This window comes from Streptomyces sp. NPDC026500, from assembly GCF_055567635.1.
Genome location: NZ_JBVHQB010000003.1, coordinates 301,643 through 324,581, shown reverse-complemented (window position 1 = coordinate 324,581; position 22,939 = coordinate 301,643). Strand labels below are relative to the sequence as shown.

At 72.5% G+C, this 22,939-nt stretch carries 20 protein-coding genes; 6 read left to right on the top strand and 14 right to left on the bottom strand.

Going from position 1 to position 22,939, the window contains the following annotated elements:
• Nucleotides 1–71: 71 nt before the first annotated feature.
• The 3 genes from ACZ4N5_RS07260 to ACZ4N5_RS07250 all read right to left on the bottom strand — a co-directional run bounded on the left by ACZ4N5_RS07260 (nt 72) and on the right by ACZ4N5_RS07250 (nt 3,971).
• Nucleotides 72–1,133 (bottom strand): ATP-binding protein, encoded by a 1,062-nt coding sequence (locus ACZ4N5_RS07260; protein WP_467756117.1) that lies wholly within the window; start codon nt 1,131–1,133, stop codon nt 72–74.
• A 208-nt stretch (nt 1,134–1,341) separates the two neighbouring features.
• Entirely contained in the window at nt 1,342–3,339 is a 1,998-nt protein-coding gene (locus ACZ4N5_RS07255; RefSeq protein ID WP_467756308.1) for an alkaline phosphatase family protein, read from the bottom strand.
• A 245-nt stretch (nt 3,340–3,584) separates the two neighbouring features.
• A complete protein-coding gene (locus ACZ4N5_RS07250; protein WP_467756307.1) occupies nt 3,585–3,971 on the bottom strand; it encodes a recombinase family protein in 387 nt (128 codons plus the stop codon).
• A 178-nt stretch (nt 3,972–4,149) separates the two neighbouring features.
• Between ACZ4N5_RS07250 and ACZ4N5_RS07245 the strand changes: the two genes are divergently transcribed.
• Together ACZ4N5_RS07245 and ACZ4N5_RS07240 are read left to right on the top strand one after the other, a co-directional pair.
• Nucleotides 4,150–4,923, top strand: coding sequence for an MBL fold metallo-hydrolase (locus tag ACZ4N5_RS07245; RefSeq protein WP_467756116.1), 774 nt, complete (start codon nt 4,150–4,152; stop codon nt 4,921–4,923).
• Between the two features lie 68 nt (nt 4,924–4,991).
• Nucleotides 4,992–5,618: a DedA family protein gene (locus ACZ4N5_RS07240; protein ID WP_467756306.1), complete on the top strand. Its 627-nt coding sequence runs from the start codon at nt 4,992–4,994 to the stop codon at nt 5,616–5,618.
• A gap of 8 nt (nt 5,619–5,626) precedes the next feature.
• Here the strand turns inward: ACZ4N5_RS07240 and ACZ4N5_RS07235 are convergent, their stop codons facing one another.
• The 4 genes from ACZ4N5_RS07235 to ACZ4N5_RS07220 all read right to left on the bottom strand — a co-directional run bounded on the left by ACZ4N5_RS07235 (nt 5,627) and on the right by ACZ4N5_RS07220 (nt 10,518).
• Complete coding sequence (locus ACZ4N5_RS07235; RefSeq protein ID WP_467756115.1) at nt 5,627–6,706, bottom strand: MBL fold metallo-hydrolase; 1,080 nt, start codon at nt 6,704–6,706, stop codon at nt 5,627–5,629.
• Nucleotides 6,703–7,950, bottom strand: a complete 1,248-nt coding sequence (locus ACZ4N5_RS07230; protein ID WP_467756114.1) for an aminotransferase class I/II-fold pyridoxal phosphate-dependent enzyme — start codon at nt 7,948–7,950, stop codon at nt 6,703–6,705. Before ACZ4N5_RS07230 ends, ACZ4N5_RS07235 begins: the two co-directional genes overlap by 4 nt.
• Before the next feature lie 286 nt (nt 7,951–8,236).
• Complete coding sequence (locus tag ACZ4N5_RS07225; protein WP_467756113.1) at nt 8,237–9,313, bottom strand: hypothetical protein; 1,077 nt, start codon at nt 9,311–9,313, stop codon at nt 8,237–8,239.
• Between the two features lie 449 nt (nt 9,314–9,762).
• On the bottom strand, nt 9,763–10,518 hold the full coding sequence (locus ACZ4N5_RS07220; RefSeq protein WP_467756112.1) for an ANTAR domain-containing response regulator: 756 nt from the start codon (nt 10,516–10,518) through the stop codon (nt 9,763–9,765).
• 161 nt (nt 10,519–10,679) lie between these two features.
• Between ACZ4N5_RS07220 and ACZ4N5_RS07215 the strand changes: the two genes are divergently transcribed.
• Nucleotides 10,680–11,825: a PAS domain-containing protein gene (locus tag ACZ4N5_RS07215; protein WP_467756111.1), complete on the top strand. Its 1,146-nt coding sequence runs from the start codon at nt 10,680–10,682 to the stop codon at nt 11,823–11,825.
• Between the two features lie 74 nt (nt 11,826–11,899).
• Here the strand turns inward: ACZ4N5_RS07215 and ACZ4N5_RS07210 are convergent, their stop codons facing one another.
• The 4 genes from ACZ4N5_RS07210 to ACZ4N5_RS07195 all read right to left on the bottom strand — a co-directional run bounded on the left by ACZ4N5_RS07210 (nt 11,900) and on the right by ACZ4N5_RS07195 (nt 15,641).
• A complete protein-coding gene (locus tag ACZ4N5_RS07210) occupies nt 11,900–12,694 on the bottom strand; it encodes an RNA polymerase sigma factor SigF (RefSeq protein ID WP_467756110.1) in 795 nt (264 codons plus the stop codon).
• A gap of 302 nt (nt 12,695–12,996) precedes the next feature.
• On the bottom strand, nt 12,997–13,575 hold the full coding sequence (locus ACZ4N5_RS07205; protein ID WP_467756109.1) for a TIGR03086 family metal-binding protein: 579 nt from the start codon (nt 13,573–13,575) through the stop codon (nt 12,997–12,999).
• A complete protein-coding gene (locus tag ACZ4N5_RS07200; protein ID WP_467756108.1) occupies nt 13,572–13,814 on the bottom strand; it encodes a DUF6158 family protein in 243 nt (80 codons plus the stop codon). The genes ACZ4N5_RS07205 and ACZ4N5_RS07200 overlap by 4 nt, the downstream gene beginning before the upstream one ends.
• A 207-nt stretch (nt 13,815–14,021) precedes the next feature.
• Nucleotides 14,022–15,641, bottom strand: coding sequence for an ABC-F family ATP-binding cassette domain-containing protein (locus ACZ4N5_RS07195; RefSeq protein WP_467756107.1), 1,620 nt, complete (start codon nt 15,639–15,641; stop codon nt 14,022–14,024).
• 103 nt (nt 15,642–15,744) lie between these two features.
• On the opposite strand from ACZ4N5_RS07195, the gene ACZ4N5_RS07190 reads away from it, so the two are divergent.
• The 3 genes from ACZ4N5_RS07190 to ACZ4N5_RS07180 all read left to right on the top strand — a co-directional run bounded on the left by ACZ4N5_RS07190 (nt 15,745) and on the right by ACZ4N5_RS07180 (nt 18,542).
• Entirely contained in the window at nt 15,745–17,244 is a 1,500-nt protein-coding gene (locus ACZ4N5_RS07190) for a phosphatase PAP2 family protein (protein WP_467756106.1), read from the top strand.
• A 263-nt stretch (nt 17,245–17,507) separates the two neighbouring features.
• Complete coding sequence (locus ACZ4N5_RS07185; protein WP_467756105.1) at nt 17,508–18,329, top strand: class I SAM-dependent methyltransferase; 822 nt, start codon at nt 17,508–17,510, stop codon at nt 18,327–18,329.
• Between the two features lie 42 nt (nt 18,330–18,371).
• Nucleotides 18,372–18,542 (top strand): hydrophobic protein, encoded by a 171-nt coding sequence (locus tag ACZ4N5_RS07180; RefSeq protein ID WP_467756104.1) that lies wholly within the window; start codon nt 18,372–18,374, stop codon nt 18,540–18,542.
• A 90-nt stretch (nt 18,543–18,632) separates the two neighbouring features.
• Here the strand turns inward: ACZ4N5_RS07180 and ACZ4N5_RS07175 are convergent, their stop codons facing one another.
• From ACZ4N5_RS07175 to ACZ4N5_RS07165, 3 genes are all read right to left on the bottom strand, one after another.
• Nucleotides 18,633–19,445 (bottom strand): GvpL/GvpF family gas vesicle protein, encoded by an 813-nt coding sequence (locus ACZ4N5_RS07175; RefSeq protein ID WP_467756103.1) that lies wholly within the window; start codon nt 19,443–19,445, stop codon nt 18,633–18,635.
• Nucleotides 19,446–19,587: 142 nt separating this feature from the next.
• On the bottom strand, nt 19,588–21,435 hold the full coding sequence (locus tag ACZ4N5_RS07170; RefSeq protein WP_467756102.1) for a transketolase: 1,848 nt from the start codon (nt 21,433–21,435) through the stop codon (nt 19,588–19,590).
• The gene (locus tag ACZ4N5_RS07165) at nt 21,432–22,907 is read right to left on the bottom strand and encodes an NAD(P)/FAD-dependent oxidoreductase (protein WP_467756101.1); all 1,476 of its coding nucleotides are present in this window, start codon (nt 22,905–22,907) and stop codon (nt 21,432–21,434) included. Before ACZ4N5_RS07165 ends, ACZ4N5_RS07170 begins: the two co-directional genes overlap by 4 nt.
• Nucleotides 22,908–22,939: the final 32 nt, after the last annotated feature.

Sequence of the window (22,939 nt, the reverse complement as noted above, 5' to 3'; positions counted from 1 at the left end):
CTCCGCTGCCTCGACCGCCCCGGCCGCGACCTTCTCAACAAACTTACCCGGGAAGGGAGTTGTACGGACACTCACTGGCGCGCCTCCACCAGGCGCGGCATGTCCCGGGCCGCCTCCACCAGGAACCAGGCGGGCAGGACGGGATTGCCGTCGGCGTCGGACGCGATGACGCTCTGGGCGACCTCGACGGAGATCTCGGCGAGCTGGACGAGAAGGGACTTGGCGCGGTACGCGGTCTGGCGGGCGTTCGCCGAGAGGTGTTCCCGGCCGGCGGGCAGCTCCTTGACGAGCCGGCCGCGGAAGGACTCCGCGAGGTAGTAGAGGAGGTCGCGGTCCTCCACGCGGGAGGGCCAGCGGGCGTCACCCTTGAGGATGGCCTCGATGCCGAACCGACTGCGCACGATCTTGACGTAGCCGCAGAACGCGACCGCGTGCGCGGGCGTCAGCGTGCCGTGGGCGATCACCTTCAGGGTCTCCTCGTCGACCTCGGGACCGAAGGAGCCCAGCGCGTCGGAGAGCATGTGCCAGGAGCGCGGCGTGGAGAAGGGCTCCTCCGTCTTCGGCGGCCTGGACCACAGATGATCGGGCCGGTCGGTGAGGTGGTCCAGCACCCAGGGGTGGATGTCGTTCGCGGCCGCCCAGACGAGCCAGTCCTTCGGGGAGGCCTCCAGATGGACGTGCGTGAGGCGGTTGACCAGCGCCGAGGCGATCGGGCGGGCCAGCGCGTTGTCCGTCGCGCGGTTGCCCGCGCCGAGCACGATGGAGCCCTTCGGCAGCTCGTAGTCGCCGATGCGGCGGTCGAGAATCAGCGAGTAGAAGGCCTTCTGCACATCGGGGGTCGCCGCGTTCAGTTCGTCCAGGAACAGGCAGTACGGCTCGTCACGGGCGATCGCCTCCGGCGGGCAGAAGACGGAGCGCCCGTCGCGGATCTGCGGAACGCCGATCAGGTCCTCCGGGGCCAGCTGCGTGCCCAGCAGGCTCACACACTCCAGCCCGAGCGATTCGGCGAACTCCCTGACCAGGGAGGACTTTCCGATGCCGGGGGCGCCCCAGAGGAAGACCGGCCGCACCGTGGCGAGACCGAGCAGCAGCTCCGGGATACGGGCGGGAGTGACGGTGACGGCTGCCTGCACAGGCGAGCTCCTTGGGGGCGTTCGAGAAGGGGCGCGCAAAGGCGCGGCGTCCGATGTGCACAGTGTGGGCGTGGACGTCCGTTCACCGCCTCCCATTTTCGACGCGCACGGCTTCGTCGCCCGGTCGCCCAGCTATGCGGCCGCCCGGTTGCTCGGTGGCCCGGTCACTCAGTCCCCGGTCGCCCGGTCGCTCCCGGCGGGCCCCCGCTCAGGCGGCCTGCTCGTCCGGGCGGGCCGTCAGCGGTACTTGAGGGCCGTCGCACTCGCGCAGCCAGCGTCGCAGCACATCGTGCACCCGCTCCGCGCCGGCGAGTTCGGTGTCCGCGCCGACCGGTGCGGACAGGGCTACCGGGGAGAGCAGGAAGGGCCGTCCCTGGGCGCCGCCGAGCCCGCCGTGCGAGCCGATCTGCTCCTCGAAGGCGAGGACTTCGCCCTCGACGGGGTCGTACCAGGAGTTGACCATGATGTCGGCGGCGTGCGGGAAGGTGTGCGTGCGCCGCACGGCGTCGGCGGCGCCTGGGCCGAAGTCGGCCAGTGGGCCCGGGTGTTCGTCGTCGAGGCGGTCCACCGGCACCTCGACGCCGTGCGCGCCGAGCACGAGGCCGCCGTGCTCCTCGCTGCGGACGAGGAGGAAGCCGACGCCGGGGTGGTTGGCGAGCGTGGACAGCAGCGCGGGGTGGCGGCGGTCGATCTCCTCCCGGCTCATCCGGTGCGGCACGTCGGGGAAGGAGACAAGACCGAGGTTGCCGGAGGCCAGGACGAGGGGCTCGGTGCGACGCCCCGACGGTCCGAGCCGCTCCTCGCGCTCCTCGACCGGCCTGCGCAGCGCGGCTCGTACGGCGGTCCGTGCCTCGGCACCGCTGTGGGTGTGCCGGGCCCTTCGCGGCACGGGCAGCCCGCAGCCGGCCCGGACCAGATTGCCGAGGCTGAGGCCGTAGCGGGTGAGGAAGGTTTCCCCGGGGCTCTGGCCGTGGTCGGAGAGCACGACGATCCGGTACGGCCGCGGGGCGTGCTCGGCGACCTTCTCGATCAGCGCGAGCGACCGGTCGAGCCGCTCAAGGATCTTCTCGGCGTCCCGGCTCCACGGCCCGGAGTGGTGTGCCACTTCGTCGTACGCCACCAGGTCCGCGTAGACCGCGTTGCGCCCGGCGAGCATGTCACCGATCACCGCGGCGACCACGACGTCCCGCTCGACGACGGTCGCGAAGGCGCGGATGAACGGGTACAGCCCGCCGCGTTTGACCCGGGGCCGTCGCTGCTCGATCCGGGCCCGGGTGGACTGGCCCGTCTCCCTGAAGACCTCGGCGACGAACGACATCGCCGTACGGACGGCGTTGGCGGGGTCGGAGAAGTACGCGAAGTAGCCCGCCCGCGAGCGGTTGTCCCGCCCCCTGCGCGCGGCCACGGACAGCACGAGGGCGAGCTCGTCGGCGCCACCGCTGAAGAGGTTGCCGCGGCTCGCGCCGTCGACGGTGAGCAGTCCGCCGTCCCCGGTGCGCGCGACGGCCCGGCGCTGCAGTTCCGCGGCGCCGGTCGGCCGGTTGCAGACCATGACCTCCTGGGTGTCCTTCTCGTACCACCGGAAGGCCGGGACGTCGTGATTGGTGCCGTGCAGGATGCCCAGCTGGCTGGCGCCGGTCTGGCTGGACCAGTCGGTGCGCCACGGGGTGAGCCGGTGGGTGGGACGGGTACCGCGCAGCCATCGGGCCGCGGTCGGCATCAGCCCCTTGCCGATCGCCTCCCGCAGCACGTCGTGGCCGACCCCGTCGAGCTGGAGGAAGACGGCACCGTGCGTCGAGGGACCGGGCCGCCCGGCGGAGCGTCTGCGGCGGCGGTCGGCGAGCCGGTAGAGCCGGCGGCGGTACGCGTCGTCGTCCCGTACGGCGAGGGCGGCGCCGGTGGCCGAGGCGACGGCGGACATCACGGCGGCCACGACCACGGCGGTCTCGGGGGCCGCCTCACCGTGCCCGGAGGGGCTGAGCCGCAGGGCGATCAGCAGCAGCGAGCCGTTCAGGAAGAAGACGAGCAGGCCCAGCACCAGGGCGGGGACGAGCAGCAGGGCCCGTACGAGCAGAGGCCACACCAGCGACGACAGAAGGCCGAAGACGCCCGCGCCGACCGCCGCGGTGACGGCGATCCGTGTCGCGCTGTCGCCACTGTCCGACTGCAGCCGGAAATCGGGCAGCAGACCGGCGAGGACGAGCATCGTGACCGTGGACACGGCCCACACCGTGATACTCCGCCCCGCCGCGCTGGCGACGCGCCGCCAACGTCCTCCGTCCACGCCCAGTCCACCTCACGTCCCGGCCCGCCCGGTCCGCGCGGCCTGCTCCCACCCTGTCACAACGGCCGGAGATCCCCAGAAGTCCCCAAAAGCCGCGGGGAGTCCCCCGGGGGGCTTCCCTTGAGGCTTTCCTCGGGGCTTCCCCGGGGCAGTTCCCGGGGGAAGGATCAACGGCCGTCGTATCCGGCCGTCGGCATCGACAGGCGGCGGTGGACCCTGGCCTTCATCTGGGCGTCGTACGACGGTTCGGCGGTGCCCACCGTCTCGACGCGCACGCCGCGGCGCACGCACTCCGCGGTGAACTCCTCGACCGAGGCGAGGGCGCGCTCCAGCACCCGGCGGCTGGGCGCGACGAACAGATCCACGAGGCCCGCCTCGACGTCCGCCCACAGGCTGCGGTGGTCGGGGCGCAGAGCGCGCACAAGAAGTTCCCGGGTGACGACGTAGCCGTGCTCGGCGGCCCAGCGGGCGCACATCGCGTGCTGGCTGCGGGAGTCGACGAGGAAGGGGTCCGCGTCGAGTTCCTCCAGAGGTGTCAGGCTCGCGATCGCCATGACGCGCAGCGACGGGGGCCGCGACGCGGGGGCGCTCCACTCGTGCGAGCGCTTGAGGGCGTGCGTGGCGGAGGCAGCGCGTGCGTCTCCCATGGCGTCCCCCCTCACCTCCGGGTTTCGCCGCAGACCCTACTCCTGCCCGTAGGCTCGGGGGGAGTCGTGCGAAGGAGGCAAAGAGGTGCCGGTGGAGATCACCTGGTGGGGGCACGCCACCTGCACGCTGGAGGACTCCGGTACACGCGTGGTCACCGATCCCCTCTTCGCGCGCCGGCTCGCGCACCTGCGGCGCAGGCGCGGGGCGCCGCCCCCTCCCCCGGCGGCGGTCGCCGACGTGGCACTCGTCTCCCATCTGCACGCCGACCATCTGCATCTGCCGTCGCTGGCGCGGCTGGCTCCGGGCACCCGGCTGCTCGTGCCGCGGGGCGCCCCGCGCTCGGTGCCCGGACTGCGCAGGCTGGACCATCTGCGGCTCACCGAGGTCGCGCCCGGTGATCGCACCCAGGTCGGTGACCTGGTCGTACGCACGGTTCCCGCGCGGCACGACGGACGGCGGCTGCCGATCGGACCGCACCGCTCCCCCGCCGTGGGGTACGTGGTCGAGGGCGAGGCGCGGACGTACTTCGCCGGGGACACCGGACTGTTCGCGTCGATGGCCGAAGAGGTCGGAGCGGTCGACGTGGCACTGCTGCCGGTGGGTGGCTGGGGTCCGTATCTCGGGGAGGGGCATCTCGACGCGGGACGCGCCGCCGAGGCGCTCGCCGCGTTGCGGCCGCGCAGCGCTGTGCCGGTGCACTACGGCACGTTCTGGCCCATCGGGATGGATGCCGTGCGCCCCCATGAATTCCATGCGCCGGGTGAGGAGTTCGTGCGCCTGGCCGCCGAGCGTGCGCCCCAGGTGGCGGTGCACCTGTTGGGGCACGGCGAGAGCGTACGTCCGGAGGCCGCTCGGTGATTCCCTGGTCCGCCGCGGGGGCGGTGGTTCCCTCTCTCCTCCTGTCGGCCAGGGGCACCGCTCCGGTGATGCTCCTGTCCGCCACGGCCACCCCGACCGTGCCGCCGGAGTCCACTCAGCAGGCGATCGGGTATCCGTCCCTGTTCCTGCTGGTGCTGATCGGCGCGCTGGTACCGGTGGTACCGACCGGTGCGCTGGTGAGTTCGGCCGCGGTGGTGGCCTTCCATCAGACGTCGCCGTTCGCGCTGCTGATGGTGTTCCTGGTGTCCTCGGTCGCCGCGTTCCTCGGCGACATGTCGCTCTACTGGCTCGGCCGGCGCGGCATGGGTTCGAAGAACGGATCGCGCTGGCTGGAGGCGATCCGGGAGCGCGCTCCCGAGGACCGGCTCGTCCGGGCGCAGGAGAAGCTCGCCGACCACGGCATCGCCGTCCTCGTCCTGTCCCGCCTTGTTCCGGCGGGCCGCGTTCCGGTGATGCTGGCCTGCCTGATGGCGAAGATGCCGATGCGCGTCTTCGCCCGCGGAGACCTCCCGGCATGTCTCGCGTGGGCGGCCACCTACCAGGTCATCGGCATCCTCGGCGGCTCGCTCTTCCCCGAGCCGTGGGAGGGCGTGGTGGCGGCGGTGGCCCTCACCCTCGCGATCAGCGCGGCGCCGAGTGTCTGGCGCAGGTTCCGCCGGACGACGCCCTCATAGGCACGCGGTCACTCCAGTACCCGGGAGCCTCCCACCGCCAGGTCCCACAAGTTCTCCCGGGCCAGGCCCGCCCGCTCCCAGGCGGCCCGCACCCGCCGCAGGGGCTCCAGCACCGGTTCCGCCGAGAGCACGAACGTGCCCCAGTGCATCGGCGCCATCCGCCGTGCGCGCAGGTCGACGGTCGCCTGCACCGCCTCTTCCGGGTCGCAGTGCACATCGCTCAGCCACCACCGGGGGTCGTACGCGCCGATGGGCAGGAGGGCGAGGTCGATCCCCGGGTGGCGCTGCCCGATACGGCTGAACCAGTGGCCGTATCCGGTGTCACCCGCGAAGTACACGCGCTGTCCCTCGGGCGCCGTGAGAACCCAGCCGCCCCACAGGGAACGGCAGGTGTCGGTGAGGGTGCGCTTGGACCAGTGGTGGGCGGGGACGAAGTCGAGTCGGACCCCGTCGAGTTGGGCCGCCTCCCACCAGTCCAGCTCCGTGATCCGGGTGAACCGGCGGCGTCTGAACCAGCGTCCGAGTCCCGCGGGTACGAACACCGGTGTGTCGCGCGGGAGTCTGCGCAGCGTCGGTGCGTCCAGATGGTCGTAGTGGTTGTGGCTGATGACGACCGCGTCGACACGCGGCAGCACGCTCCAGGCCACGCCGACCGGGGTGACGCGGGCCGGAGTTCCCATGATCCTTCGGGACCAGACCGGGTCGGTGAGGACGGTCAGTCCCCCGATCCGGATCACCCAACTCGCGTGCCCCGCCCAGGAGACGGCGACCGTACGGGCGTCCACGCGGGGCAGCGGTCCCGGCTCGAAGGGCAGCAGCGGGATGTCGGCGAGCCCCTCGGCGCCCGGCCGCAGAGCGCCCTCGCGGGCGAACCGCGCGAAGGCCCGCAGCCCCGGCAGCGGGGCGGTCAGCCGGTCCACGAAGGACCGCGGCCAGACACGCCGCTCGCCGAGCGGGCGGGGCTCGGCGAGGGGAGGAGGAGGAAGGACGGTGGGGTGCCCCGGCGCCGACGCCGGGGCAGGTGGCGCCGCGGGATCGTCGGTGTCCTGGGTCGTCGTGCTCGTGGTCGACTCGGACTGCTGCGTCATCGAGGAGACTCCCATCGCTGAGCGTCGTCGCGGAGATCGTCGAAGGCCGACCCCAACAGGGTCAACGCGCTGCGCACATGCGGCAGTTCCAGTGGCGACGGGGAGGTGAGTGATTCCTCCCGCTCGTCGTCCGTGGAGCCGAGCAGCGCCCCGGTGCCGAGGCGCACCCGGAGCGCGGCGAGGTCGTCGCCGAAGCGGTGTCCGCCCGGCGCGGGCATGCCGAGCCGGGTGGAGAGGTAGTCCTCCAGGTCCTGGGCGTCGCCGACGCCGTGCGCGACGAGGGCGGAGCGGAGCGGGCCGAGGTCGACGTACAGGTGCCGCCCGGCCTGCGGGGGGCGCGCGACAGCACCCGCGGCGCCCACAGCGCGGTACGCGGCATCGGCGACGCGCGCGTGCAGACGTACGGCGGCGGTGAGCCGTTCGGTGATCGCGGCGGACTCGCCGAGCGCGTACGCGGCGGCCGCGGCGACCGGTTCGGCGACGCGCGCGCCGAGCGCGGTGAGCACGTCGAGGACACGGGAACGCAGCAGAGTGCCCGCGTCGTTGTCGGGGAAGCGGGCGACGGCGGCCGGCCAGCCCTGCGGCAGGAAGGCGCCCGCGAGGTCGGTGATCACGGTGACGTCGTCGGGGAGCATCTCGGCGGGGCTGAGCAGTACGGTTTCGTGCGGCCGGTGCAGGGTGTCGCGCCAGGTCTCGTCGCTGACGATGTGCAGTCCCTCGCCCGCCGCGGCCTCCACGGTCTCGTGCACCACCTCGGGCGGTGCGACGGTGGCGGTCGGGTCGTCGGCCACGGACAGCAGGAGCAGGCGCGGGTCGCCGCCCTCCGCGCGGACCCTGCGGACGGTCTCCAGGAGGGCGTACGGATCGGGGACGCCGCCGCACTCCGCGGGCGTCGCCACATGGAACACGGATCTGCCCAGCAGGCGCGCCTGCGGCGCCCACCACGCGGCGCACGGGCGGGGCGCGAGGACATCGCCGCCGAGTGCCGCGGTCAGTGCCAGCAGCAGTGCGGGGGCTCCGGGGGCGGCCACCACCCGATCGGGTGCGGCGGGCAGTCCGCGCCGGGTCCAGTAACCGCGGGCGGCGTCGAGGAGTGCGGGGCCGCCGCCGAAGAGCTCGGCGTCGGAGCGGTCCGCGGCGGCGGCCAGCACGGAGCGGAGTTCCGGCAGCACGGGCAGGCCCTGGTCCGGCAGCGGCGGCCCGTACCGGACCGGTCCGTGGCCTTCCGGGGCCGTCCGCCGCATGCCTGCCTCCGCACCGTGGGTACTGCCGTTCCCTGTTCCGGAGCCTGCTCGTCCGTACGGCACCGGGTGCCTTCGTCCCCTCGTACAGCTCACCTCGCGCGACTCGTCGGCCCGCGCCGTGGGCCGCTCAGTACGCAGAGGCATACCGTCCCATGAGTGCTCTCGTGCGTTCCCTCGTGAGTGCTCTCGTGAGTGCTCTCGGCAGTGCTCTCGGCAGTGCTCTCGCGAGAGTGCCCGTCACATCGTCACCTGCCGTGCCGCCGACCGTCACGTGCAGCCCGCCCCTCTACGCCCGCCGCCGGCGCAGCCGATTCGACCGATTCAACCGGTTCAGCCGGTACGCGGCCGCGCCCACGGCCCCGGCGATCAGCACACTGCCGGCGATCAGAGCCGGCACAGAGTCGGTGAACACACCGCCCTCACCGGCTCGTACGCCACGCTGGACGGTGGGCGGACGCTCGCCGGACCCCGTGCCCGTGCCGCTGTCGGAGCCGGTCCCGCTGTCGGGGCCGCGCGTCGCCGTGGCACCCCGGGCCACGGAGTACGAGGCGGTCCACTGTTTCCCCTGACCGCCGGCCGGCGCGGGACAGACGCCGTCCACGTTCCACGACCCGTCGGCGCCCCCGGCATCCGGGGGCGCCTTGTCGGGACCCACCGTGTCGGGAGCCACGCTGTCGGGAGCCGCGCTGTCGGGGACCACGGAGTCCGGGCCCACCGTGTCGGGACCTACCGCGTCCGGTCCCACATCGCCCGGGCCCACCGTGTCCGGACCGACAGTGTCCGGACCGACAGTGTCCGGACCCACGGTGTCCGGACCCACGGCGTCGGGGGTCAGCGGGTCGGGGACCACAGGGTCGCCGACGACAGGAGCGGGTGCCAGGGCATCGGGCGCGACGATGTCCGCGCTCCCGGGGGCGGGGCTCACCGCTTCCGCGCTCGCGGCGCCGGGATTCTTCGCGTCGGAGGCGCCTGACGTGCCGGGGCTCACCCCGGCGGAGCCGCGCCCCGCGTCGGACCCCGCCGTGGCGGAGTCCGAGGCCGTGTCGGGGGCTGCGCCGGACCCGCCGGACGAAATGTGGGCGGTCCCGCTGTAGGAGGCGGCGCCGGCAGCGCTCGGGTCGGTGCCGTCGACGCGGTGCAACTGGACCTTGCCCTCCTGGAAGCCCTGGGAGCTGGCGTCGATGGAGTCGGGTGGGGTCCCCCCGATCGCGTCGCAGGTGACCGTGATGGTGACGGTGCCGCCGGGTTCGACGGATCCCGGGCTGACCTCCGCGGCCGGATCCGCGGACGCGCCCGACGCGGCGGCGCCCAGGGCGGCGCCGGCCAGGGCGGTGGCGTACAGGACACGGGCGGTACGGCGCATGAGCGGGGCTCCTTCGGCGGGCTTGCGGTCCGAGAGCCACGGCCGTCGTGTCCCTCGGGCCCATCAGAGCCCGCCGTCCCGCCGGGCGCGAACGGCCGGGCACCATTCGCGGGAAAACAGGGGCCCGAGCGGGTGACGTCGGGGAGGGGCGGCGACGGTCCCCTGCGTACGGCATCCGCCGCCCCCGTACGAAACCCACCCCACCCCGCAGCGCCGCCCCGTCCTCCCCCCCGGCATCAGCAGCCCCCGCCCCGGCACCCGCGCCCGCGGCCGGCGCGCCCACGGCGGACGGTCCGACCGGCGCGGTGCCCTCGGGCCGGTGGGCCCGGTGCTCGCGGAGGGATCTCGGTGCAACCCCTGGCCGTACGACGTCCAGTGCCGCAGCCGTACGACGGCCGCCTCCGCGGCCGTGCGACACCCACTGCAACAAGCCGTACGCCACCTACCGCCTACCGCCCGCCACCCGCCGCCCGTCGCCTGTCACCTGTCAGTCGGCCTCGGGGCACCAGTTGTTTCTCCAGTCCGTGTCCCCGCTTGTCCACGACGGCCGCGGCGACGTCGGACAGCTTGCGGTTGGTGCCCTGGGAGATGCGGCGCAGGACCGCGAAGGCCCGGTCCGCGTCGCAGCCCAGGACGTGCATCAGCATGCCGCAGGCCTGGTCCACGACGGGCCGGGAGCGCAGCGCGGCACCCAGCTGGTCGAGCTCGGTGAGTGCGGCGCGGTAGGAACGGTCGCGGACCAGGCAGCTCGCGGCCTGGTCGCCGAGCGCGCGGGCGGCCCCGTGCGGGGCTCCTTCGAGGGTGCCGGGCCGGAAGCTGTAGAGGCTGAGGGTGACGGTCAGCCCGGAGCGGCGAAAGGGGATGGTCACGCTGGAGCGCACACCCGCGTCGAGGGCCATGGCCCGGTAGCCGGGCCAGCGCTCCTCGACCAGCAGGTCCGCCGAGTCGACGGGTTCGCCGCGTTCCAGAGCGGCCGGGATCGGACCGTCGCCGGAGCTCAGTTGCACCGAGACGAGTCCGGCGAGGTCGGGGTGGGTCACCGCGGCGGGCCGTTCCGTGCCGCCCCCGGACACCATGCTGCTGGCACCGCAGCAGTCCGTGACGCAGCGCGTGGCCTGCTCGGCGAGTTCCGAGAGTCTCCTCCCGGGAAGCGCCGACTCGGGTGATTCCGGTCCCAGAAGGCCGAGTTGATCGGTTTCCGGCATGACTCGTTCCTCCTCCTTTCTTCCCGCCTTCCCGCTCGTCCGCGCCGAAAACGAGCACGCCCGCCCAGGCCGGAACGAAGTGCCCTCACCTGCGCCGAACAAGTCTCGCGGGTTCCGCCCCCGCCGCCCACGGCACGCCTCTGCCGCGTTACGTTCATCGCATGGCGCAGACGGACGAATTCAGTGAAGAACTCGCGGATTTCGTGCGCCGCGTCTCGGAGTTGAAGGCGGCGCGTTCCGTGCCCGCCCAGGAACTGCCGACGGTGCTCGACGCGGCGATCTTCGAACTCGACCATGTGGCGGAGCAGTTGTGGCCGGCGTTCCAGCGCCTTTCGGCGGCCGGTCCCTCCGGGATCGGCTCCGTGGACCGCCAGGAGCAGCAGCTCCTGAAGGCGCTGTTCCAACGGGTGCCGGTGCCGGTCGTGCTGGTGGACCGCGAGAGCGTGGTGCGCCGGATGAACTTCGCGGCGACCTCCTTCACCGGTGTCCGGGCCGGATACGCCACCGGCCGGCCCCTGACCGGGTTCCTCGCGCACGCCGACCGGGCCGCGTTCCGCTCGCAGGCGGCGGCGGTGGCCCGCGGCGAGGGGGACCGCGGGCTCACCGTGCATCTCCAGCAGGAGCCGTCGGTGCCCGTGCGGGCGACGCTCGCCGCGCTGCGGCCCAGCGGGGAGCCGCGGACCGCCGTACTCGTGGTGCTCCAGCCGGTGGACGAGGGGAGCCCCTCGCATTCCCCGGATGCCTCGGGGCGAGGTGCGCCGGGGCGGACGGTGCCGAGCCTGTCCGCGACCACCCGGCACGCGGTACTGATGGACCTGGTGGACGCCATGACCACGGCGCTGCTCGGCAGTCCGGACGGGGAGCGTTCGGCGGTGCTGGACCGGGCGGCCGGAGTGCTGCACGGGCGGTTCGCGGACTGGGTGGTGGCCGACGCCGGGGACGGACGGCTGTCCCGTACGGCCGTGCTCGGCCCGTCCGGGTGCGGTGAGGAGGTGGCGGCCGTGGCCGCGCAGGATCCCGCCGCGTGCCCCCTCGTCGCCGAGGCGGTACGCGGCGGGTCCACTGCTCTTCACGTGCGTCCCGAGGACCCGGACGCCTTCGGCCGTGACGCCTCGGGCGCCCCGGTCCTCGTCCGCGCCAACGTGACGTCCTTGCTGTGCGTGCCGCTGCCCGGCGCATCCGGTTCCGTACGCGGGGTGTTGACGCTGTTCAGGAGCGGGAGCCGGCCCGCCTTCTCGATGGCCGAGGCGCAGGCGATGGACCTGATGTCCCGTCACGTCGCCCTGAGGCTGACATGGTCGGACTGAGCCGACCAGGCCGGCGTGGTCGGACCGGGCCGACCACTTCCCCGGCTTCCCCGGACGACAGCCTCTAGGCCCCTCTAGGCCGCGTCGCGCATGATCTGGTCGCGCAGCTGGGTGCAGCAGCGGCTGATGAGGCGGGAGACGTGCATCTGGGAGATGCCCAGCTCGTCGGCGATCCGGCTCTGCGTCATGTCGCTGAAAAACCGCATGTAGAGGATGGCGCGTTCGCGTTCGGGCAGGGCCTGGAGCCGGGGCTTGACGGCCTCGCGGTCGATGACGGTGTCGAGGGCCGGATCGGGCGAGCCGAGGGCATCGCTGAGGGAGTAGCCGTCCTCGCTGCCCGGCAGTTCCGCGTCCAGGGAGAGCGCGGTGAAGCTCTCCAGGGCCTCCAGACCCGTGAGGACGTCCTCCTCGCTCATCTGGGCGTGCTCGGCGATCTCGGCGACGGTGGGCCGGCGGCCGGAAATGGTCTGCGACAGGTCCTGGCTGGCGAACCGGACGCGGTTGCGCAGGTCCTGGACCCGGCGCGGCACGTGCAGGGTCCACATGTGGTCACGGAAGTGGCGCTTGATCTCGCCGGTGATCGTCGGCACCGCGTAGCTCTCGAAGGCGTTGCCGAGCTCGGGGTCGTAGCGGTCGACGGCCTTGACCAGGCCGAGCGCCGCGACCTGGCGCAGGTCCTCGTAGTTCTCGCCGCGGCTGCGGAAGCGTCCCGCGAGCCGTTCGGCCATCGGCAGCCAGGACTCGACGATCTCCGCACGGAGAGTGTCGCGCTGCTGACCCGGGGGGAGCATGGCGAGCCTGCGGAATGCGTCCGCGGTATCGGGGGCGTCGTCGTGCGGATGGTGCGTCGCGCTCGCTTGAGTTCGCATGGTGCGTCGCAACTCCCTTGATGGTGCCGTGTGATGGACAGTCATCGTGGGAACGCACCCGTGCGCCGGACGGGTACACCCATGGCGCGGATAGCCGCTCCCACGGACGTGCCTCCTGTCCGAAGCACTGCAACAGCGTCTGCCCCGCGCCATGCGGGACAAACACCTTGCCATTGTCTCCCAAGCCGGACCGTCCGTCCTCCCGGGGGGGTGGTGGCGGCCGTGCCGCCACCACCCTGGCCGTCACTGACGGCGGCGGTCCGCTCACAGCGGGTGCGGTCCGGTCCGGGTGGCGCGCTTCCTCAGGGCCGGCGCCCGACCAGGCAGAGCAGCTTCGTCTGGACGTCGGCTCCGGGCGGTGGCTCCTCCGGGGCCGCGAAGAGTCCGCTCTTCTCCAGTTCAGCCGCGTGCGGGGTGACCTCACGGACCGCGAAGGTCAGCAGGTCTTCGGGAAGTTCTTCGTCGGCGCCGATGGCGCGGGACAGGTCCCAGGTGTGGACCGTCAGGTCGGTGACCAGTTGCGCGCAGTAGTCGCCCGCCTGCATGTCCCCGAAGGAGAGATGGACCGTGCGGTCGAGCGCGCCGGGCTCGGCGAACACGGCGCGGGAGGTGTCGGCCACGGTGTCCCAGGCGGCGACCGGGTCCGCGCCGAGCAGGTCGCCCTCCAGCCTGTCTCCGACGGAATCGACGGTGGCGCCGTCCCGGACCAGTGCGGGCACCCACGCCTGCTCGGAGACGAGGTGGCCGACGAGGTCGCGCACGCTCCAGGCGGTGCACGGCGTGGGGGCGTCCCACTGATTGTCGCGGATCGCGTGGACGCGGCGGCCGAAGAGTTCCAGTGCCGCCGCCTGCCGGGTCAGGATCGGGTTCGGTTCGGTCATGCCGGCGGCACCTCCGCGGGTCCGCGCTCCCGGGCGCCCTCACGGGTACGGCCCGCCGAGACGGGCCGGCGCGGATGGCGGCGCAGATACTCGCCCTCCAGCTGGGCCATGCGCACGTTGTGGGTGTGCAGCGCGTCGTTCGAACCGTGCAGCAGCGTGTCGTGGCGCGTGCGGTGGATGGCCTCCAGCTCTTTCATCAGCTGCTGGTCGTCCAGCCGGCCCGGGTCGACTCCGGTCATGGTGCTACCCCGCTCGTCGTGGCCGTCGGTGCGGTCCGGGCATCCGCCCCGGGCAGACACCCCGAGCGGCGTCCGGGAGGGAGCCATGGATCGAGACCTACTCCCCCCACTCTACGAACATCCGGGGTGCCGGGCCTCTCCGGGACGGGCCCGCCTTCCGGTGGCCGCACCGGAGCTCCGCAGCGAAAAGCCGCCGCTCCCGGCCGCCTACCGGGCCCGCTCCACACGGCGCTCGTCCCACACCGGTTCCTGCGTCTCCCGGACGCGGCCGTCCGAGCCGAAGACCAGGTAGCGGTCGAAGGAGCGGGCGAACCAGCGGTCGTGGGTGACCGACAGGACCGTCCCCTCGTACGCCTCAAGGCCCTCCTGAAGGGCCTCCGCGGACTCCAGGTCGAGGTTGTCGGTCGGCTCGTCCAGCAGCAGGGCCGTCGAGCCCTCCAGTTCCAGGAGCAGGATCTGGAAACGCGCCTGCTGGCCGCCCGACAGCTTCTCGAAGCGCTGCTCGGCCTGCGCGGTCAGCTCGTAGCGACGCAGCCGGGACATCGCGGCTCCGCGGTCCTGCGCGTGCTCGGTCCACAGGATGTCGAGGAGCGTGCGGCCCTCCAGTTCCGGGTGGGCGTGCGTCTGCGCGAAGTGGCCGGCCACCACGCGGGCGCCGAGCTTCCACTCGCCGGTGTGCGCGACGTCGCCGCCCGCGAGCAGCCGCAGGAAGTGCGACTTCCCCGAACCGTTGGAGCCGAGGACGGCGACGCGCTCGCCGTAGTAGATCTCCAGGTCGAAGGGCTTCATCAGGCCGGTTAGTTCAAGTCCCTTGCAGGTCACGGCCCGTACTCCGGTCCGCCCGCCGTGCAGCCGCATCTTGATGTCCTGCTCGCGCGGCGGCTCCGGAGGCGGTCCGGCCTCCTCGAACTTCCGCAGCCGGGTCTGCGCCGCAGCGTAGCGGGACGCCAACTCATGGCTGATGGAGGCCGCCTGACGGAGGTTCAGCACCAGTTTCTTGAGCTGTGCGTGCTTCTCGTCCCAGCGCCTGCGCAGTTCCTCGAAGCGCGCGAACCGCTCCTGCCTGGCCTCGTGGTACGTCGCGAAACCGCCGCCGTGCACCCAGGCGTCCGCGCCGGTGGGGCTGGGCTCGACGCTGATGATCTTCTGGGCGGCGCGCGAGAGGAGCTCGCGGTCGTGGGAGACGAACAGCACGGTCTTGCGGGTCTCCTTGAGCCGCTCCTCCAGCCAGCGCTTCCCGGGCACGTCGAGATAGTTGTCCGGCTCGTCGAGCAGCAGCACCTCGTCGGTGCCGCGCAGCAGGGCCTCCAGCACCAGGCGCTTCTGCTCGCCCCCGGACAGGGTCCGGACCAGCCGCCACTGCGCCTTCTCATAGGGGACGCCGAGGGCCGCCGTCGTGCAGATGTCCCAGAGGGTCTCGGACTCGTATCCGCGGACCTCGGCCCAGTCGGACAGCGCCTGCGCGTAGCGCAGCTGCGCCGCCTCGTCGTCCACGGTCATCATCGCGTGCTCGGCGGCGTCCACGGCCTTCGCCGCCTCGCGGATCCGCGGCGGGGCCACGGAGACGAGCAGCTCCCGTACGGTCGTCTCGTCACGGACGGACCCCACGAACTGCCGCATCACCCCGAGCCCGCCGCTCACGTTGACGGTCCCCCCGTGGGGCTTGATCTCACCCGAGATCAGCCGCAGCAGCGTCGTCTTCCCGGCGCCGTTGGGCCCCACCAGGGCGACGACGGCCCCTTCCCCCACCCGAAACGACACATCGCCGAGCAGCGCCCTCCCATCGGGAAGGTAGTACTCAAGATGTGCGGCTTCGAGATGTCCCATGGGCAGGCATTCTCCGGGGAGCGGGGGTGCGGGGCAAACGCGTATGCGACGCGGGGCCCGGCGCCGGGGCGGGAACCGCCTGATCCGGGGTAGACGGACCCGCATGACACCGACCCCAGATGTCGACCTCACCGCCCTGGTACCGGGTCGCCACGTCCTTCGGGACCGCCTTCTCGCCGTGGACTGCCGACTGTTCGAGGCGGTCGCCGCGCGGCACTGGCCGGGCGCCGACCCCGTGCTGCCGCGGCTCAGCCGCAGTGCGAACCACGGTGTGCTGTGGTTCGCCACGGCCGCCGCCGTGGCGGCCGGCCGCACCCCGCGGGCCCGCCGGGCCGCCGTACGGGGTGTCGCCTCGCTCGCCCTCGCCTCCGCCACCATCAACACCATCGGCAAGCGCTCGGTGCGCCGCACCCGCCCCGGACTGGACCCGGTCCCCCTCGTCCGGCAGTTGAAGCGGCAGCCGATCACCACGTCGTTCCCGTCGGGGCACGCCGCCTCCGCCGCCGCCTTCGCGACGGGGGTGGCGCTGGAGTCCCGCGGCTGGGGCGCGGCCGTGGCACCGCTCGCCGCGGCGGTCGCGCTGTCCCGCGTCTACACGGGCGTCCACTTTCCGAGCGATGTCCTGGCGGGTGCGGCCCTGGGCGTGGGCGCCGCGTACGCCGTGCGCGGACTGGTGCCCACCCGGGACCAGGTGACCCCGCCCGGCCGTCCGCGCACGGACGCGCCCGCGCTGGCCGAGGGCGAGGGCCTGGTCATGGTGGCCAACACGGGCTCGGGCACCCCGGAGCGGGTCGGCGCACTGGCCGGCGCACTGCCGCGCGCGGAGATCGTCGAGTGCGAACCCGCCGACATACAGGAGGAGTTGGAGAAGGCGGCGGCCCGCGCCCGGGTGCTGGGCGTGTGCGGCGGCGACGGCACGGTGAACGCCGCGGCCGAGGTCGCCCTGCGCCACGGCATCCCCCTCGCCGTCCTGCCGGGCGGCACGCTCAACCACTTCGCCCACGACCTCGGCGTCGAGGGCGAACGCGACCTGGTGCGCGCGCTCCAGGGGGGCGAGGCGGTCCAGGTGGACGTGGGCCGGTTCGCCTCCGGCGGCAAGGAGGGCATCTTCCTCAACACCTGCAGTCTGGGCATCTATCCGGAGCTGGTGCGTGAGCGGGAGAACTGGTCCAAGGTGATCGGCAGTTGGCCCGCGGGCGTGCTGGGCGCCCTGCGCGTGCTGCGCGCCGACCATCACCCGCTGCGCGCCGAACTGGGCGGCCGTACCCACCCGTTGTGGCTGCTGTTCGCCGGCAACGGCACCTACCACCGGATGGGTCTCGCGCCCGCCCGCCGTTTCGACCTCGCGGACGGGCGGCTCGACGTACGGGTCGTGCACGGCGGCCGTCATCCCGCGGTGCGGCTGCTGGCCGCGGCCTTCGCGGGCCCCCTCACGCGCTCCCCTGCCCACGCGGCCGTACGGGTGGGCCGGCTGCGCATCGAGGGCGTCGCGCCCGGCACGCTGCTCGCCTACGACGGTGAAGTCACCGAGGTGAGCGGCGAGGTGACATTGCGCAAGAGCCCCGAGGCGCTGACCGTCTATCGCCCTTCCCCCGCGCACTGAAGCCGTCTGTGCAGGCGTGCACCGACGCCGCCCGCGCACGCATGCACTCAGGCCGTCAACACGCGCACGCACTCAAGCCGTGCGCACACCCACTCGGCACCCCCCGGCTCCGTCGGGTCCCCGTCGACACAACACCCCACCACCGCCGTCCACATGGCAAGATACGGGTCTCATTATTCGACATGCGCGCGTACGGTGATGCCATCGCCTCGGGGAGTGCGCACACGCCTGACGGGGCCCGTACGACGAGAAGGGGAACGGTCATGCCGAAGTCGCGGGAGACCGCCGTCTACACCCACGGCCACCACGAGTCGGTGATGCGCTCGCACACCTGGCGCACCGCCGCCAACTCGGCGGCGTACCTGCTCGACTCGCTGAAGCCGCACATGAAGATCCTCGACATCGGCTGCGGACCGGGCACCATCACCGCCGACCTGGCGGAACGGGTGCCGGACGGCCAGGTCACCGGCGTCGACCAGGCGTCCGGCATTCTGGACCAGGCACGCCAGGTGGCGGCCGAACGCGGCCTGCGCAACGTCGAGTTCGCCGTCGCCGACGTCCACGCGCTGGAGTACCCGGACGACACGTTCTGTGTGGTCCACGCCCACCAGGTGCTCCAGCACGTGGGCGATCCGGTGCAGGCGCTGCGCGAGATGTACCGGGTCGCCAAGCCGGGCGGCTTCATCGCGGTCCGCGATGCAGACTACTCGTCCATGACCTGGTACCCGTCGACGGCGGGCATGGACGACTGGCTGAACCTGTACCTGCGGGTCGCCCGCGCCAACGGGGGCGAGCCCGACGCGGGCCGACGTCTCAAATCGTGGGCACTGGCCGCCGGGATCCGGGACATCACGGCCACGTCGAGCACCTGGACCTTCGCCACCGAGGACGAGCGGGAGTGGTGGAGCGGCCTGTGGGCGGACCGCACGCTGGCCTCGGCGTACGCGGACCGGGCGACGGAAGGGGGCCACGCGACCACGGAGCAACTGCGGGCCGTGTCGGACGCCTGGCGGCAGTGGGGGCGTCAGGAGGACGGCTGGTTCTCCGTACTGCACGGGGAAATTCTCTGCCGAAAGGAAGCCTGATCCCGCGATATCGGGAAACACGGAATGCAGGAGGTCGACACTATGGTTCCCATCCTGCTCGTTCTGTTGCTCGCGCTGGTTCTCTTCGGTGCGGGATTCGCACTGAAAATTCTGTGGTGGATAGCGTTGGTCGTCATCGTCCTGTGGCTGCTCGGATTCCTGGTGCGTGGCACGAGTGCTTCCGGAAGCAGGGGCCGCTGGTACAGGTGGTAGGCCTGCGTACGCGATGAACCCGGCCCGAGGTCCAGGATGGTTCTGGACCTCGGGCCGCGCTTCGCACCGCTCAAACGGCGAGAGACACGGTCACGACGCATTCCTCGTAAAGGCCGTGACATCCGTGAAGCCGGTGAGGCCCGTGGAACCTGTAAAGGAATACGCCGCCCACGGCCCGGTGAGCTCCACTCGCACCCCCGGCTCGTCGCGCGCGCTTCCGTTCACCCGCTCCACGAATTCCTCCGACTCCGCGCGCGGCACGAGATAGGCGGCATCGAGGACCGCGATGTCCGCCACTTCAGAAAGTACGGGTGCCGGATTCCGCAGGGTGCGCAGCCGGGTTTCCTCGGCACACCGGGAAAGGGTGCTGTGCAATCGGCGCGTGAATTCATCCGCGCGTTCCACGGTTTTCCCGGAAGTCCCAGAAGCCCCGGAAATCCTGGAGGTTTCGGAAGTCCCGGAGGTTTCGGAAGTCCCGGAGGTTTCGGAAGTCCCGACGGTCTCGGCGTTTTCGGCGTACACCTTCACGTCCCATTCCACCTGCCCGTCGAGGCGGTCGAGGGTCCGCAGGAAATCCTCCCTGCGTTCCTCCATCATCACGCGTACGCCGCTGTCGTCCCGGAGCACGGTGGCGAGCCGGAGCGGCAGCGGGCTGGTGACGGCGGTGAGCGCGTCGATGACGCCCTGATGGGCGCGGGCTGTCGCCTCCAGCCATTGGACGTCCTCCAGCCGGCGACGCAGCGGCTCAACGGCGAATTCCCGTTCCGGCACCGAGCCGACCACGGCGATCAGGTCGCCGTGCCGCAGCAGCTTGGGCGGGACGCCCGCGACCCCGGCCAGCTCGGCCGACAGCGCCGCCTCGAAGGGGCGGCAGATCGCGTAGACGTAGCGCAAAGCGCTCATGGGTCTCCTCCCGCGGTTCCCCTCGCCCCGGCTCCGTGAGCCGGTCGGCGGAGCGTGGAGGCCGGCCTCGCCCCCCGTCCGCCAGGCAGGACAGCCGGCCCGCACCGTCGGCGTACTGACCATGGTGCCCTTCGGTCTCCGGTCAGCGCACCACGGCCGTCTCCACCAGCAGCCGGGCCGCCGACACGATCGACTCGGCGTCGATGCCCGCGGCGTGCAGCTGCTCGGCCGGGCTCGCGGAGCCAGGCATCCCACGGACGGCGAGGCGCACCAGGCGGGGCACGGGACGGCCGTCGGTGAAGGCATCGAGCACCGCGTCCCCGATGCCGCCCTCCTCCCGGTGGTCCTCGACGGTGACCAGACAGCCCGTCTCCTCGGCGGCCTCGCGCAGGGTCGCGCGGTCCACGGGCTTCACCGAATAGAGGTCGATCACCCGGGTCTGGATGCCCGCGCGGTCGAGTGTCTCCGCGGCGGCCAAGGCCTCATGGACGGTGACGCCCGCGGCGACGAGCGTCAGCCGGTCCCCGGCGGAGGCGCGCAGCACCTTGCTGCCGCCGACCGGGAACTCCTCGGTGGCGCTGTAGATGACGGGGCTGTCACCACGTGAGGTGCGCAGATAGCGGATGCCCTCCAGGTCCGCCATCGTGGCGACGAGCTTCGCGGTCTGGTTGGCGTCGCACGGGTACAACACGGTCGAGCCGTAGACGGCCCGGAACATCGCCAGGTCCTCCAGGCCCATCTGGGAGGGCCCGTCCCGGCCGATGGAGACGCCGGAGTGCGAGCCGACGAGGTTGATGCCGGAGCCGCTGATGGAGGCCATCCGGACGAAGTCGTGGGCGCGGGTGAGGAAGGCCGCGAACGTCGATGCGTACGGGACCCAGCCCCGTGCGGCCATGCCGACCGCGGCGGCGACCAGTTGCTGCTCGGCGATGTAGCACTCGAAGAAGCGGTCGGGGTGTTCCTTGGCGAAGAATTCCGCGCGCGTCGAGTCGCTGACCTCGCCGTCCAGGGCGACGATGTCGCCGCGGGCGGTGCCGAGCGCCGCGAGCGCCTGTCCGTAGGCGTCCCGGGTGGCGATCTCGTCGCCGGTGTCGTACCGCGGCAGGTCGAGGTGTCCGGACCGTACGGCGTGCACCGTCCTCGCGGCGGGGGGCTGTCGGACGTCCACGTGCCGGTCGTGCACCCCGCCGAGTTCGGCGATCGCCTGATCGGCGTCCGGCAGCGGTTTGCCGTGCAGGCCCTCGCGGTCCTGGACCGATGCCACGCCCTTGCCCTTGAGGGTACGGGCGAGGATCACGGTGGGCCGGCCGCCGGTGGACTCCGCCTCGGCGAAGGCGCTGTCGATCGCGTCCACGTCGTGGCCGTCGACCTCGACGGCGTGCCAGCCGAACGCCCGGAACCGGCGCGCGTAGGCGTCCAGGTCGTGCCCGTGCCGGGTCGGCCCGCGCTGGCCCAGGCGGTTGACGTCGACGATCAGGGTGAGGTTGTCGAGGTGTTCGTACCCGGCGTGCTCGGCGGCCTCCCACACGGATCCCTCGGCGAGTTCACTGTCACCGCACAGCACCCAGATCCGGTATCCGGTGCGGTCGAGACGCTTGCCGGCGAGCGCGATGCCGACGCCGACGGGCAGTCCCTGGCCGAGCGATCCGGTGGCGGTCTCGACCCAGGGCAGCCGCCGGGGCGTCGGATGCCCTTCGAGGCGGCTGCCCGCCTTGCGGAAGGTGAGCAGCTCGGCCTCGCTCACGGCACCGGCCGCCTTGTACGCGGCGTACAGCAGCGGTGAGGCGTGGCCCTTGGAAAGGATGAAACGGTCGTTGCCGGGGTGCTGAGGGCGTTCGAAGTCGTAGCGCAGACGGTTGGCCAGCAGGACCGCCATCAGGTCGGCGGCGGACATCGACGATGTCGGATGCCCGGAGCCCGCGGCGTCGGCGGCTCGAACGCTGTCGACGCGCAACTGCTGCGCCAGATCGATGAGTTGGCGGGTGTTCATGACGCTCCTTCCGAGCGGCTCACGGCTCCTGGACTGCTCGGGCGCGCACCGTCCGAGCCCGGTGTGTCCGATGCGTCACGCGCTGCGGGCACCGTGGGCGCTGCGGACGCTTCGGGGGCCACAGGCGCTCCGGGTGCTTCAGGCGCTCCCCCAGCGGCGGGTGCTCCCGCCACCCGCGCCAACTCGGGCGAGGCGGTGTCGAGCGGCACCGACCATGAGCGGACCAGGCCCAACTGCACGGCCTGGCGCGGCAGTACGGCGTCCAGGAGCCAGTCGGCCGCGACCCGGACCCGGTTGGCCGGCATGGCGGCAAGGTGGTAGCCGCGGGTGACGGCTCCGGCCGCCAGACCCGACAGGGGAATGCCCAGCGGATTGGCCGCGGCCTTGACGCCCCCGAGGTCGACGGTGAAACCCAGGTCACGGTGGCGGTAGGCGCGTCGTTCGCCGATTCCGAGCGAGGCGGCGACGTTGCGGCCGGCGATCCTCCCCTGACGCCAGGCGTGCTGGGCCGTCATCGGCGTGTACTCACCGGGCCTCTCCAGGTCGGGCACCGCCGCCGCGTCCCCGCAGGCGAACACCTCTGGATGGCTCGGCACTTGGAGATGGGGATCGACGAGGAGCCGCCCCCTCTCGAGGGGCCGCCCGAGTCCCTCGACCAGCGGATCGGGCCGTACTCCGACACACCACACCAGCGTCCGGGTTTCGACGAACTCCCCGTCGCTGAGCCGGACTCCATCGGGAGTGGCCTCCTCGACCGACGTCTTGGTGCGCACGTCGACGCCACGCTGCAGCAGTACGCGGTCGGCAGTGCGCGAGAGCCTCTCGTCCAGCTCGGGCAGCACACGCGGGGCGACGTCGAGCAGCAGCCAGCGCGGTCGGGTTCCTTCACGCAGCGGGGGCTTGCGCACCAGCGCGTCGGTGAACAGCTTTCCCTGGGCGGCGACTTCGGTCCCGGTGTATCCGGCGCCGACGACCACGAAGGTGCGGCGCGCGGTGAGGCTCTTCGGGTCGTCCGACGCGGCGCCGAGTTCGATCTGCCGGGTCACGTGGTCCCGCAGATACAGTGCTTCGGGCAGCCCTCGGAAGCCGTGCGCGTGCTCGGCGACACCGGGTACGGGCAGCAGTTTGTTGACGCTGCCGACGGCGAGGACGAGACGGTCGTACGTCAGTGTGCCGCTGTCGCCCTCCGGGCCGCTGTAGCGCACGGTCCGCGCTTCGAGGTCGATCCCGCCGGACTGCGCCTCCCCGAGCACGAGACGTACGTGGGGCAGCGTGCCGGAGAGCGAGACGGTGACGCGGCGTGGCTCCAGGACACCGGCGGCGACCTGCGGCAGCAGCGGCAGATACAGGAAGTAGTCGGTCGGGTTCAGCAGAGTGATGTCGGCCTCGTGCCGGACCAGCCGCGACAGGACGCGGGCCGTCCGGTACCCGGCGAAGCCGGCACCGACGATCAGAATGCGGGGTCGACTCACGGTGCTCCTCTGACGGAATCGCTCGTCGTACG